The sequence below is a fragment of the Neoaquamicrobium microcysteis genome, from assembly GCF_008180155.1.
Taxonomy (GTDB): Bacteria; Pseudomonadota; Alphaproteobacteria; order Rhizobiales; family Rhizobiaceae; genus Aerobium; species Aerobium microcysteis.
The window spans coordinates 13,032-25,579 of record NZ_VSZS01000068.1; the positions used below are offsets into that span (position 1 = coordinate 13,032).

The 12,548-nt window shown below is 64.7% G+C and carries 9 protein-coding genes; all 9 read right to left on the reverse strand.

Annotated elements, in window-relative coordinates; genetic code table 11:
* Positions 1-7 precede the first annotated feature (7 nt).
* The 9 genes from FY036_RS21005 to FY036_RS21045 all read right to left on the reverse strand — a co-directional run bounded on the left by FY036_RS21005 (position 8) and on the right by FY036_RS21045 (position 12,415).
* Positions 8-2,809 (reverse strand): flotillin family protein, encoded by a 2,802-nt coding sequence (locus FY036_RS21005; protein WP_148916739.1) that lies wholly within the window; start codon positions 2,807-2,809, stop codon positions 8-10.
* A gap of 45 nt (positions 2,810-2,854) precedes the next feature.
* Positions 2,855-3,685, reverse strand: coding sequence for a phosphoenolpyruvate hydrolase family protein (locus FY036_RS21010; protein ID WP_148916740.1), 831 nt, complete (start codon positions 3,683-3,685; stop codon positions 2,855-2,857).
* A gap of 4 nt (positions 3,686-3,689) precedes the next feature.
* Positions 3,690-5,903: an ABC transporter permease gene (locus FY036_RS21015; RefSeq protein WP_148916741.1), complete on the reverse strand. Its 2,214-nt coding sequence runs from the start codon at positions 5,901-5,903 to the stop codon at positions 3,690-3,692.
* The gene (locus FY036_RS21020) at positions 5,896-6,693 is read right to left on the reverse strand and encodes an ABC transporter ATP-binding protein (RefSeq protein ID WP_148916742.1); all 798 of its coding nucleotides are present in this window, start codon (positions 6,691-6,693) and stop codon (positions 5,896-5,898) included. The genes FY036_RS21015 and FY036_RS21020 overlap by 8 nt, the downstream gene beginning before the upstream one ends.
* A complete protein-coding gene (locus FY036_RS21025) occupies positions 6,690-7,778 on the reverse strand; it encodes a branched-chain amino acid ABC transporter permease (RefSeq protein ID WP_148916743.1) in 1,089 nt (362 codons plus the stop codon). The genes FY036_RS21020 and FY036_RS21025 overlap by 4 nt, the downstream gene beginning before the upstream one ends.
* Before the next feature lie 3 nt (positions 7,779-7,781).
* Positions 7,782-8,789, reverse strand: coding sequence for a branched-chain amino acid ABC transporter permease (locus tag FY036_RS21030; RefSeq protein ID WP_148916744.1), 1,008 nt, complete (start codon positions 8,787-8,789; stop codon positions 7,782-7,784).
* 189 nt (positions 8,790-8,978) lie between these two features.
* On the reverse strand, positions 8,979-9,815 hold the full coding sequence (locus tag FY036_RS21035) for an AraC family transcriptional regulator (protein WP_148916745.1): 837 nt from the start codon (positions 9,813-9,815) through the stop codon (positions 8,979-8,981).
* Between the two features lie 106 nt (positions 9,816-9,921).
* Entirely contained in the window at positions 9,922-11,055 is a 1,134-nt protein-coding gene (locus tag FY036_RS21040) for an iron-containing alcohol dehydrogenase (protein ID WP_148916746.1), read from the reverse strand.
* Positions 11,056-11,167: 112 nt separating this feature from the next.
* A complete protein-coding gene (locus FY036_RS21045) occupies positions 11,168-12,415 on the reverse strand; it encodes an ABC transporter substrate-binding protein (protein WP_148916747.1) in 1,248 nt (415 codons plus the stop codon).
* Between the last annotated feature and the right edge of the window lie 133 nt (positions 12,416-12,548).

Genomic DNA, 12,548 nt, shown 5'->3' on the forward strand with positions numbered 1-12,548 from the left:
GGCCCCCTTACTTCTTCGCCCGCGAGGAACCGGATGACGGCTTACCGCTTCCGCCGGAACCGGAGCCGCCGCCATCACCATCGCCGCCCGAGCGTGACTGCTGTTTCGCAGCCTCGTTGGCGATGCGCTGCATGTCGGACGCCTCGCGGATGAGCCCGCCCTGCTTCGTCAGGTTGCCACCCTCGATGCCGATATCTGCGAGAAGGCTGTCGACCAACGGCGCCTGAACGCGATAGCGCAGCGCGGAGTTGATGACCTCGTCGGTCATGTTGGCGCGCTCTCCGCCATTGCCGCCACCGATACCGTCGAGCTGCATGATGCGGATATCCTGTATCTTCTCCAGCGGCTTGACCGACGCCGACACGATGCCTTCGACATGCTCCAGCAGCTTGCGGCGGAACAGCGAGTGCCGCGCCGGATCGCTGAGGACGTTTTCGGCCTCGTTGAGCAGCTTTTGCGCTTCGGCCTCCACGGCGCGGCGCACCTTCTCGGCCTCGGCCGCGATCTTCTCTTCCTGCGCGCGCTTCTCCGCGATCAGCACGTCGATGCTCTTGCGGCGGTTGGCCTCTTCCGTCTCGCGAGCGGTCTTCACCTGCTCTTCGGCTTCGGCGGCGCGGGCACGGGCAATGTCGGCTTCGGCTCTTGCAGCGGACTCTTCCAGCGACTTGCGGTAGAGCGCGATCGCCTTCTCCATCTGGGCGGTCTCGACATTGCGCTCCCGCTCGACCTCGAGACGGCGGCGCTCGGTCTCGTGGCCGATACGGGCCTCGTCCAGGCCGCGCTCGGATGCGATGCGGGCGCGCTCGATCTCCTCCTTCGAGGCGATCTCGGCTTCGCGCAGCGTCTGCACCCGGGCAATCTCGAGCTGTTCCAGCGCGCGCTGGCGCTCCAGCCTTGCGGCGTCCATGACCTGCTCGCGGGCAAGATCGGATTTTTCCACGTCGCGGCGCGCGGCGATCTCGGCCTGCCGCACCTTGGCGTCGGCCTCGGCGCGCTCGCTTCGCTTGGCTGCAAGCTCGATGGCGCGCTGTTCGCTCGCTTCCTCGACCACACGCTCGCGGTCGATCTCGCGCCGGCGCGTCTCCTGCTCGGCGGCGATGCGCTCGAAGTCGATCATCTTCTTCTGTGCGATGCGGGCGGCTTCGACCGCCTCGTCGGCGGCGACCTGCGCTTCCTCAAGCATCTTCCTGCGCTCGATGTCGCGCTGGCGGGTCGCCTGCTCGGTCGAGATACGCTCCTGCTCGATCCGGGCCTCGACCTCGATGCGGGCGCTTTCGATCTGCTCGCGCGAGGTGATGTCGGCCTGGTCGACGGCACGATTGCGCGCGATCTCGCGTTCGCGGGTTTCCTGCTCGTAGGCGATGCGCTCGGCAGCGATCTTCTTTTCGCGGGCGATGCGAGCGGCTTCCGTCGCCTGGCCGGCAGCGATCTCCGCTTCGTCCAGCGCCTTCTGCTTTCCTATCTCCAGTTCGCGGATCTTGCGGTCGGTCTGGATGCGCTCTTCATTCGTGTTGGCGGCTTCGAGAATGCGCAGCTTCTCGGTTGCCTCGCGCGATGCGATTTCGGCTTCCTCGATGGCCCGGCTGCGCTCGATCTCGCGGCGGCGGATTTCCTCTTCGTTGGCAATCCTGCTTTCGGCGATGGACCGCTCCTGCTCGATCCGCGCCTTCTGGGTCGCTTCCTTCGCCTCGATCTCCGCGGATTCCACCTTGCGCTGGCGCTCGATCTCGCGCGTCTGCGTCTCCTGCTCGTTGGCAATGCGGGCTTCGGTGATGGCTCGCTCCTGCGCGATGCGGGCCTTCTCGATCTCCTCGCGGGTGGCGATCTCGGCGGAGTCGATGGCGCGCTGCCGCTCGATCTCGCGATGCCTGATCTCACGCTCCGATGCGATGCGCGTTTCCGCGATCGACTGCTCGTTGGCGATGCGGGCACGCTCGATGGCCTCGCGAGCGGTGATCTGCGCGCTTTCGGCCTCAGTGTCACGCTCGGCTCGTTCGCGGGCAAGCTGGGCGCGCTGGTGGGCGCGGCGGAACTCGACATCGCGCTGCTGCTCGAGCCGGGCTTCCTCGCTCGCGCGTTCGATCTCCAGCGACTGCTTCTCGGCTTCGAGGTTGCGGGCGCGGATTTGGATCATGGCGTCCTGCTCGATGTCGTTGCGCAGCGTGCGGCGCTCCTCGATGTCCTTGATGAGGGCGGTCAGACCTTCCGCGTCGAAGCGGTTGGAAGGGTTGAAATATTCAAGCGAAGTCTGGTCGATATCGACGATGGCGACCGATTCAAGCTCGAGGCCGTTGCGCGAAAGGTCTTCTTGCGCCGCCTCGCGGACGCGAGAGACGTAGACGCCGCGCTGCTCGTGCATCTCGCCCATAGACATCTCGGCGGCCACCGCGCGCATGGCGCTCTCGAACTTGCCGACAAGCAACTCGTGCAGGTTCTTGGCGTCGAGAGTGCGTCGGCCCAGCGTCGAGGCGGCAACGGACACGGCCTCGCGCGTCGGCCTGACGCGAACGTAGAACTCGGCCTCCACGTCGACGCGCATGCGGTCGCGCGTGATGAGCGCCTGCTCCTTGTTGCGCACGACCTCGAGAACCAGCGTGTTCATGCTGACCGGCGTGACGTCGTGCACGATGGGCCAGACGAACGCGCCGCCGTCGATCACCACCTTCTCGCCGAGAAGACCGGTTCGCACGAAGGCGATCTCCTTGGTCGAGCGGCGGTAAAGCCAGTTCATCACCCAGTAGATGATGGCGATGACGATGACGGCTACGATGAGCCATAGGATGAGCTGGCCGATGAACTGTCCGGTCATTTTCGTCCCTCCCGCGAAGGCGCCGATGCGATGTCTATCGGCATGTCATTTTCCCTTGATCCGCTTGAACTGGCGGGTCTGTTCGGTAAGCGCCGTCTCCGTCGGCAGTCGCTCCATCGAGGACGCGCCGTAGAAGCCGTGGCAATTTCTCGTGTTCTTCATGATGAAGTCGGCATCCTCCGGCATGGCGACGGGGCCGCCGTGCGAGAGGATGATCGCATCGGGGTTGACCTTCAGCGCCGCCTCGGCCCAGGCGTCGATCAGCGCCGGGCAGTCCGCCAGCTTGAGCGCGGTTTCGGCGCCGATGGAGCCGCCCGTCGTGAGGCCCATATGGCAGACGATGATGTCCGCGCCGGCCTTGGCCATGGCCGCCGCCTCGTCCTCGTTGAAGACGTAGGGCGTGGTCAGCATATCCCTGGCATGGGCCTTGGCGATCATGTCGACCTCCAGCCCGTATGACATGCCGGTTTCCTCGAGGTTGGCGCGAAATGTGCCATCGATGATGCCGACCGTGGGGAAGTTCTGGACCCCTGAGAAACCCATACGCTTCAGCTCGTCCAGAAAGACGTCCATCAGGCGGAACGGATCCGTTGCGTTCACGCCCGCGAGCACAGGCGTGTGCTTCACCACAGGCAGAACCTCGCGTGCCATGTCGACCACGATGGCGTTTGCATCGCCGTAGGCCAGCAGCCCCGCAAGCGAACCGCGGCCCGCCATGCGGTAGCGGCCGGAATTGTAGATGACGATGAGGTCGATGCCGCCCTCTTCCTCGCATTTCGCCGACAGGCCGGTGCCTGCGCCGCCGCCGATGATGGGCTCGCCGCGCTTCATCATCCCGCGGAACTTTTCGAGGATTTTCGCCCTTTCGATCGCCATGCTTCTACCTTGTCCTTGCCCGCCGCTGCGGTCTGCCGCCACCGTGCAGAGCGCGGTATGCCTTGACGACTTCGGCGGAAAATTCGGGATCGTTGATATGGTGAGGCAGGCGGATGAGCTGCCGCGTCGAAGTCTGACGCACGGTGGCTTCCAGCGCGCGGAACAGTGCGTCGTCGGCAGCCGGATCATGGAAGGGCTGGCCCGGAGCGTCGAGCGCGGAGACACCCTTCTCCGGCAGGAAGAAGCGGACCGGCGCCTCCATTGCGTTCAGGCGCTCGCCGATCCAGCGGCCCATGGCCGTGTTCTCGTCAGCCGTTGTGCGCATCAGCGTGATCTGCGGATTATGGCGGTAAAGATTGCGGTGTCGAAATTTCTCCGGCACCGTCTCGAATGCGCGGAAATTGACCATGTCCAGCGCGCCGACCGAGCCGACATAGGGCATGCGCGTGCGGATCATCGCTCCGAAGCGGTCTTCGGTCGCGGGAAACACCCCGCCCACCAGCATGTCGCAAACCTCGGTGGTGGTAACGTCGATGACGCCCTGCACCATGCGCGACTCCACAAGCTTCTCCATCGACTGGCCGCCGATGCCGGTGGCATGGAAAACGAGGCAGTCGTGGTCCGCGTCGAGCTCTGCGGTGATCTGGCGAACGCATTGGGTGGTCACACCGAACATGGTGAGGGCCACGGTGGGGCGATCGTCCGAGGGTTGCCGCGCGCTTTCACGCCGGGCCCGCACCATCCCGGCAATCGCATTCGCGCCGTTGGCAAGCACGGACCGGGTGATGGAGTTCAGGCCCTGTACGTCCGCGACCGAATGCATCATGACGATGTCGGAGGGGCCGACATAGCTGGAGACATCGCCCGACGCGATGGTGGAAACGATGAGCTTCGGCACGCCGATCGGCAGGGCGCGCATGGCCGGGGCTACCATCGCGGTACCACCGGAACCGCCGGCGCCGATAATGCCTGCGATGCCGGTCTGCCGCTCGATCCAGCGCTCGAATGCCAGCGTCATGCCGGCGACCGCCTCGCCACGATCGCTCGAGAAAACGCCGCTCGCCCCGCGCGGATGATAGGCAGCAATCTGGTGCGCGGGTATCTCGGCACCCGAGTGCCTTCCGGTCGTCGACAGATCGACGATGCGCACCGGCAGGCCCGCAGCGCGGATCGTGTCGCGGATGAAGCGCAGTTCCTCACCCTTGGTGTCCAGAGTGCCGGCGACCAGCACGACCTGTTCGCCGGGAGAGGCCAGTGGCCGCAGTTCGGTCTGCGCGGGCACGGAAGCCTGCAGGCCAGTGATGGTGCGCGCAGCTTGGATGATCTGTCGCCTTGGCGTCGGCTTGGACCAGCGCGTCGGCGGCACGGGGTTCGACATGTAGACTTTGTGTGAAGCCGGCTCCCGTCCGGGAGCGGCTTGCCGGTCTGCTTCTTCAAGAGGCGATGCGGCCTGCCTTCCGGCGTCGTCTTCCGAATGCCGGCCCACGCCGAGAAGGCGCTGCTGCAAATCGCGGTCCGCCGCAAGCTGGCCGGAATCGATGACGCGGTTGATGCGACCGTTGACCATGATGCCGACGCTGGCTGCCACGGCGGTCGCCACACCGATGTTCTGTTCGATGACGAGAACGTCGATGCCCTCTTCCTCGCCGATGCGAAGCAGGATGTCCTCGACATGGTTGACGATAACGGGCGCGAGGCCCTCGGTCGGCTCGTCCATGACCAGCAGGCGCGGATTGGTCAGCAGCGCGCGCGATATCGCCAGCATCTGCTGTTCGCCCCCGGAAAGCTGCCCGCCGCCATTGCTCTTGCGTTCGGCCAGACGCGGAAATGTCGAATAGATGCGGTCGATGGTCCACGCACCGCTCCTGCCTGACGCGACCATGCGCAGATGTTCGTCCACGGTCAGGGAGCGCCAAAGGCGACGGCCCTGGGGCACGTAGCCTATGCCCATCTGCGCGATCGCCGAAGGCGAGCGGCCGACGAGTTGCTCGCCGTTGAAGGTGATCGACCCGCCGGACACCGGCACCAGCCCCATGATCGCCTTGCACAGGGTGGTCTTGCCCATGCCATTGCGGCCAACCACCGAGAGAACGCCGCTGTCGAGCGTAAGGTCGACACCCTGAAGGGCATGGGAAGCGCCGTAGTAGACGTTGAGGCCGCGTATCTCGAGCGCGGCAGCGCCAATGCGCCTGCGTTCAGCCCCCTGTCGCTCAACCATGACCGCCTCCGAGATAAAGCTCCTGAACCTCGGGGTCGTTCTCGATCTCGCTGGGCAGGCCCTCCTTGAAGATGCGGCCGTTGTGCATCATCGAGACCGTCTCGGCGACGCGCAGCGCCACGTCCATGTCGTGCTCGATGATGATGTAGCCGATATGCCGGGGCAGGCTCGTCAGGATCGCCACGAGATCGGAGCGCTCGGTCGGCGACAGGCCGGCAGCCGGCTCGTCGAACAGGATGAAACGGGGCGCGCCCGCCAGCGCCAATGCGATCTCCAACTGGCGCTGCTGCCCGTAGGACAGTTCGGCGACCAGCGTCTCGGCAACGTCGCCGAGATGAACCGCATCGATCAGTTCGGTAGCCGATTGCATCAGCGCGTCGGAGCGGCGCGGCCGCCGCATCGAGAACCGCCCGCGCGAAACGCCCCGGCAGGCGAGGTAGACATTGTCGATGACGCTCAGCCCGCCGAACAGCAGCGATATCTGGTAGGTGCGGCGCAACCCCCGGCGGATACGCTCATGCGGAGGGAAGCTTGTCACGTCCTCGCCGAAGAGGCGGATGGTGCCGGAGGTCGGCAGAAAATCGCCAGTCACGCAGTTGAACAGCGTGGTCTTGCCAGCACCGTTGGAACCGAGAACGCCGCGCCGCTCTCCGGGTTTCACAGTAAGCGTCACGTCGGTAAGGGCGGCAAGCGCGCCGAACATCCGTGTCACGCCGCGCAACTCCAGCGCGTTACCCGTGCCGGCGGCGGTCAGCATCTCGCCCACATTGCGTTCGGCCGTGAGGCTCATGATTTGCCCCCCTGCCCGGTAAGCGGATCACCACGTGTCTGACGATGGGAACGCCATTTTTCCCACAAGCCCAGAACACCATCAGGCGACCAGTAGACGACGGCGAGGAAGCCCAGCCCGATCAATAGCTTGAAGCGGTCGCCGGGCAGGTTCAGCGCCAACAGGATGTCGGGGGCATAGGTGCGCAGGATCACGTAGATGAACGCGCCGATGAAGGGACCGATGGGCCGCTTGAGACCGCCGACGATGGCGATGACCAGAATATCGATGACGGCCGGCAGACCCGCCGTACCCGGTGCGATCTGCGCGTTCTGCCAAACCATGAGGATGCCGGCCACCGCCGCGATGATGCTGGCGAAGGTGTAGGCGAACACGCGATGCGCAAAGACGTTGAAGCCGAGCGCGGCCATGCGGCGCGGATTGTCGCGGACACCCTGAAGCGCAAGTCCGAAGGGTGAACGCGATACGTATACGACGACCGCAAACGAGATCGCCGCGCAAGCCAGCGTCAGATAGTAGAACGGGATGGGCCTGCGCCAGTTGATGCCGAACAACTCAGGCGGCACGACGTTGGCGAAGCCGGTGTAACCGTTGAAAATCGTATAGTTCTGGCGCGTGAAGTAGAAGAAGGCCGCCGCTATCGCGAGCGTGATCATGATCGTGTAGATGCCTTCGGTCCGCACGGCCAACGCGCCTATAAGCGTGGCGAAAAGGGCGGCGATGAGGATGGCAACGGGGATGTAGAGCCACCACGGCCAGAAAAGGCTGATGGTCTGGACACCGCTCGGACCGAGGATCGCTACCATGTAGCCTGCAAGACCGGCGATCGACATCTGCGCCAGGCTGACCATGCCGCCGTAGCCCCCCAGAAACATCAGGCTGAGCGCGATCATGCCAAGGATGAACGCCCAGCCGAATATCTGGAACAGAACGAAGTTGCCGGCGACGACAGGCATGAACAGCAGGGCCACGCCGACCACCCACCAGGAAACCGGGATGCCTGAAATCCATTCGGGCACGTCGCTCGCCGCCTGCCTCGGCCGGGTCAGCCGGTTGGGAATGCCTGTCTGGTCCACTGTCGCCATCCGTCAGCGCCCCAGAAGGCCTTGCGGGCGAAATGCCAGCACAAGGGCCATGATGAGGAAGGTCAGCACGACCGAATATGTCGGCGCGTAGACGGAGCCGAGCTGCTCGGCGAGCCCGATCAGCACCGCACCCAGCGCAGCGCCGAAGATCGATCCCATTCCGCCGACGATGACCACCACCAGCGATGCAAGCAGGAATCGCATGTCCTCGCCCGCCGAGACCGACTGGAAGGTGCCGCCGACGATACCCGCGATGCCGGCCAGCCCTGCGCCGAAGGCAAAGACGAGGATGAAGACATACTGGATGCGCACGCCAGAGGCGGCCAGCATCTCGCGGTCGTCCACGCCGGCACGGATGAGCATGCCGACACGGGTGCGGTTGAGCGCCAGCCACATCAGGACACCCAGCGCAATGGAGGCGACGAGTATGGCGATGCGCACTGCGGGGAACGTGAGATAGACGAGTTCGCCCTCGCCCCTGATGGCGGTGATGAGAGGAAGCGTGACAGGCCCGCTAAGAAAATCGGGCGTCAGGATCTGGTAGGAGTGACTCCCCCAGCGCCACAGCATGAGATCGGCGAGAACGATCGAGATGCCGATCGTCACAAGCGTCTGGCGCAGATCCTCGCCCTCCATACGCCGAAACACGACGTATTGCAGCACGATGCCTATGAGGGCAACGATGATGAAGACCACCACGAACGCGCCGAGCCACGAGCCTGTCGCCTCGGCGAACTCGTAGCCGATGTATCCACCGAGCAGATACAGGGACCCGTGGGCCAGATTGACGTTCTTCATCAAGCCGAAGATGAGCGTGAAGCCGCTGGCGACGAGGAAGTAGAGAGCGCCGAGCGTGATGCCGTTGAACAGCGCATTCAAGAAGATGCGCTTGCGCCCGATGGCCGCCTCGAGACCTTCGGGCCATGGAGCGACGACCAGCCAGACCAGCGCGGCGACTGCCACCGCAATGATTACCGACCATACCGGATTGCGCTGTATGAAGCGGCTCACCCGCACCTCCTTGCGAGGAGCGCAGACGGGTTACCACGGCGCACGCCAATCATGCCGATACCCTCCTCCCTAGAGCTGCATCGCATCAGTTGGTCACCAAGCTAATCGCAAGATGCGCCATCGCGCGTACCCGACAGTCTCTTGCTGTCGCCAATCATCGCGAAAAACTGCCGCGGCGGCCCGCCCCGGTCAGGCCAGGCCGGCGAAATGGACCACGCGGCGGTAGTCGCTCGGCGCGATCCCGGCATTGGCGATGAAGAACCGGGTAAAGCTCGCCTGCGAGGAGAAGCCCAGGTCGAGCCCGATGTCTGTGACGGCATCCGAGGTCGTCGTCAGCCGGTCAATCGCGCTCTCCATGCGCAGCGTGTTGAGGTAGATGTTGGGCGTGATGCCCACCTGCTGGCGGAAGAGCTTGTAGAAGTGCGGCCGGGACAGGCCGGACTCGCGCGCGATCTTGTCCAGAACGATGCGCTCGCTGACGCGGTGCTGCATGAGCTTGACCGAGTTGCGCACCCGGAAATCGCGCACCGGAGGCGCGCACCGCGTGAACGTCGCGCCCTCGGCAACCCACTGCCATGACTGGTCGAAGCAGGCCTGCGTCAGTTCGTAGAGGTAGCCGGCGATGAAGCTGTCGTCGGCATCCTCCAGCATGGCCGAAGCGACCTGAAACGAGAGCCGGAAAATCTGCTCGGTCACATCGATCTGGCTGCGGCCGAAGCGGAGCGATGCGTTTGCCTGCCGGCTGGCTTCCAGAAACCAGAAGGGCTTTATGTAGAGCGTCAGAAACAACGACGGCTCTTCGGAATCCAGCGACATGTAGTTGTGCGGCTGCCAGGGACTGATCGCAACGGCCTGGCCGCCCGACAGCGGGAATATGTCCTCATCGATCCTGATCGAGGCGGGCGGACCCTGTATATGAATTATCAGGTGGCCCTCCCTGTGCGCATGCAGGGCCAGCGAACGATCCAGATTGTACAGCGCCACGCGCCCGAACGGGCCGTGATGCACTGCCAACGCGGTGCTCATGTTCCTCCCTTTCCGCTATTTTTTTTCGGGGCGCGGATTTTTTCTTTCAGTCTAGCCGAGCCCGCCGCCGAGTCCAGCCCCCATGACGCTGGGGAAGATTCGAGTGTCACAGTGCGGCCTCCAGCAGCGTGAAATAGTCGTCGGCATCGGCGTGGCGGGGATTGGTGCGATTTGCGTAGTCGGAAGCCGCCAGCGTGGCCGCCTGCTCGAGATCGCCGCGCGCCACGCCCATCTCGCGAAGGCTTGCGGGAAGCGCGATCCGCTCGCGCAGCCGGCTTATCGCGTCGGCAAGGTCAACGCCGGCCGGCAGGCTGAACTCGCGCTTGATCTCCTCATAGCGACTGGCCACCGCCGGCGCGTTGAACGCCAGCACGTACGGCAGCAGGACCGCGTTCACCGCCCCATGATCGAGGCCGCCAGCCACGACGCCGCCAAGCGCATGGCTCATCGCATGGACGCCGCCCAGCCCCTTCTGGCTCGCGAGCGCACCGTTGAGCGCCGCTGCCATCATCTCGCGGCGCGCGGCCAGGTCGTTACCGTCCGCGACGGCGCGCTCCAGATGGCCGATGGCGCGACGCAGGCCGTCGCGCGCGATGCCGTCGGCGGGCGGGTTGTAGGCCGTCGCTATGTAGGTCTCCATACAGTGCGTCAGCGCATCCATACCGGCGCCCGCCGTCTGGGTGGCGGGAAGATCGAGCGTCAGCGTCGGGTCGCAGATCACGACGCGCGGGGTCAGATAGGGGCTCACGAGTGAGACGTTGGGGCCGTCGGCCAGAGACACGACCGCCACGCCGACGGTTTCCGAACACGAGCCCGCAATGGTGGGGATCGCGATGACAGGCGGGTTCACGTCGCGGATGCGCGGCCGACCGCCCTCCATCCCGGCATAGTGGCGGAGCGGACCGCCGTGACTGACCCGCAGACCTATCGCCTTTGCAAGGTTGATCGCCGCCGCGCCGCCAAACCCGATGAGGCCATCGGCGCCGGCTTCGGCGTAGAGGGCGGCAGCCTCCGAACAGGCCTCCTCCGTGGCGCGGCAGGCAGACGTCTCATAGAGCGTGGCATCCACCCAGCGCGGCATGCCGTGCACAAGGCGTTCAAGAACCCCGCGCCTGCGCTCGCCATTGTCCGAGACGACAAGCGGCCTGGTTATTCCCAGAAGTTCAAGTTCGCCTTCCAGCGCGTCCTCGAGGACGTTCTCGGCGAAATGTATCTTCGTCACGTAGCTGATGAGCGACATGGCGCAACACCCCCGCAGCGGGCGGCAGCGATGAAGCCGCCGCCCGACTTGCTGGACCGGTTCGCGAAGCCGGCCTGCGGACGGGGGAACAACCGTCCGCAGGCGCTGCGCTTTACGGGTTCAGCGCCGCACAGTCCGGCGTGTCGCGGGAAGGCAGGCCGATGGCGTCGAATTCTTCCTTCGACATGCCCAGCTTCTGGTCCACGTTGTCGACCTTGGCCTTGAAGGTATTGTGCAGAGAGCCGTCCGCACCTTCCACCACCTCGGTGATGAAGATGGACCCGATGGCCTGACGGTTCTCATCAAGCTTGATGTGCCCGTTCGGCGCATCGAACTCCAGCGACGAGAGGGCCGCGTGGAAGTTCGCCTGATCTTCGTCGAGTTCGCCGCCGATCTGTTCCAGCGCCATCAGCGTCGCAAGCGTCGCGCCGTAGTAGTTGGTAGCGAACAGCGATGGTGACGGGAAGCCATCCGGGAAGGTTTCCTGATAGTCCTTCACATAGGCCTGCCATTCAGGGTTGTCCCAGTCGTCGGCCTGCGGGCCGGAACTGGGCGTACCCACCAGAGCTTCCTTGGCGCGGCCGCGCGCGGTCAGCACCGTCTGATCCACCATGATGGTGCCGCCGATGATGTTGGTGTCACCGCCGGCCTGCTCATACTGGTTGAGGAAGTTGACCGCATCGGTGCCGCCGACGCCCAGATAGATCGCGTCCACGTCGTCGGGCAGTGCCGCGATGATCGAGGCAAAGTCGCCGCTGCCCAGGGGCAGCCAGAAGCGCTCCACGATCTCGCCGCCGGCCTTGCAGAAGTCGACCGCGAAGCCCATGAAGTTGGTGTATCCGAAGGAATAGTCGGCCGCCACGGTGGCTACGCGTTTCCATCCCTTCTCGTTGACGACGTAGCTGCCGAGACCGTAGCCCCATTGTGCGCCGTCGGGGTGGAAGCGGAAGAAGTTCGGGGCGGGATCGACATAGGTCGTCTCAAGCGCGCCGGACGCCGTGTTGATGATCGTCTTGTCGGGAATGGTCTTGGCGTAGTCGCGCAGGGCCAGACCTTCCGAACCCGACAGCGGGCCGAGAATGAAGTCGACGCCTTCCTGCTCGATCAGGCGGCGCGCCTCGCGAACGGCGCGGTCGGGCGTCGCATCCGTAGGCCCCAGAACCCATTCGATCTTGTTGCCGTTGATCTCGCCATTGTACTTGTTGAGCGCGAGTTGGAAACCACGGATGCCGTCGTTGCCCGGCTCGGTGAACACACCTTCCTGCGGGGCCAGCAGACCGATCTTGATTGTCTCGGCCATGGCGGCCGCAGGTGCGAGTATTGCAAGCGCAGCGACGGTACTGACAAGTTTCAGTTTCATGCTTTCAGTCCTCCCTGTCGGGCCCGCGCGGTATTCCTCCCGAAAATCACGCGGCCGAGCTATGACCCTTCCACGTTAGGAAAGAGAGCCTCCAGGACTGATCCCCCGGCGTTCCGACTTATATCCGAGCGTC

What these genes read in the sequence shown, in the direction of transcription:
- FY036_RS21040 (WP_148916746.1), bottom strand. Translation starts at nt 11,055, where the DNA reads ATGTCGCTCATCAGCTACGTGACGAAGATACATTTCGCCGAGAACGTC.
- FY036_RS21005 (WP_148916739.1), bottom strand. Translation starts at nt 2,809, where the DNA reads ATGACCGGACAGTTCATCGGCCAGCTCATCCTATGGCTCATCGTAGCC.
- FY036_RS21025 (WP_148916743.1), bottom strand. Translation starts at nt 7,778, where the DNA reads ATGGCGACAGTGGACCAGACAGGCATTCCCAACCGGCTGACCCGGCCG.
- FY036_RS21020 (WP_148916742.1), bottom strand. Translation starts at nt 6,693, where the DNA reads ATGAGCCTCACGGCCGAACGCAATGTGGGCGAGATGCTGACCGCCGCC.
- FY036_RS21010 (WP_148916740.1), bottom strand. Translation starts at nt 3,685, where the DNA reads ATGGCGATCGAAAGGGCGAAAATCCTCGAAAAGTTCCGCGGGATGATG.
- FY036_RS21045 (WP_148916747.1), bottom strand. Translation starts at nt 12,415, where the DNA reads ATGAAACTGAAACTTGTCAGTACCGTCGCTGCGCTTGCAATACTCGCA.
- FY036_RS21015 (WP_148916741.1), bottom strand. Translation starts at nt 5,903, where the DNA reads ATGGTTGAGCGACAGGGGGCTGAACGCAGGCGCATTGGCGCTGCCGCG.
- FY036_RS21035 (WP_148916745.1), bottom strand. Translation starts at nt 9,815, where the DNA reads ATGAGCACCGCGTTGGCAGTGCATCACGGCCCGTTCGGGCGCGTGGCG.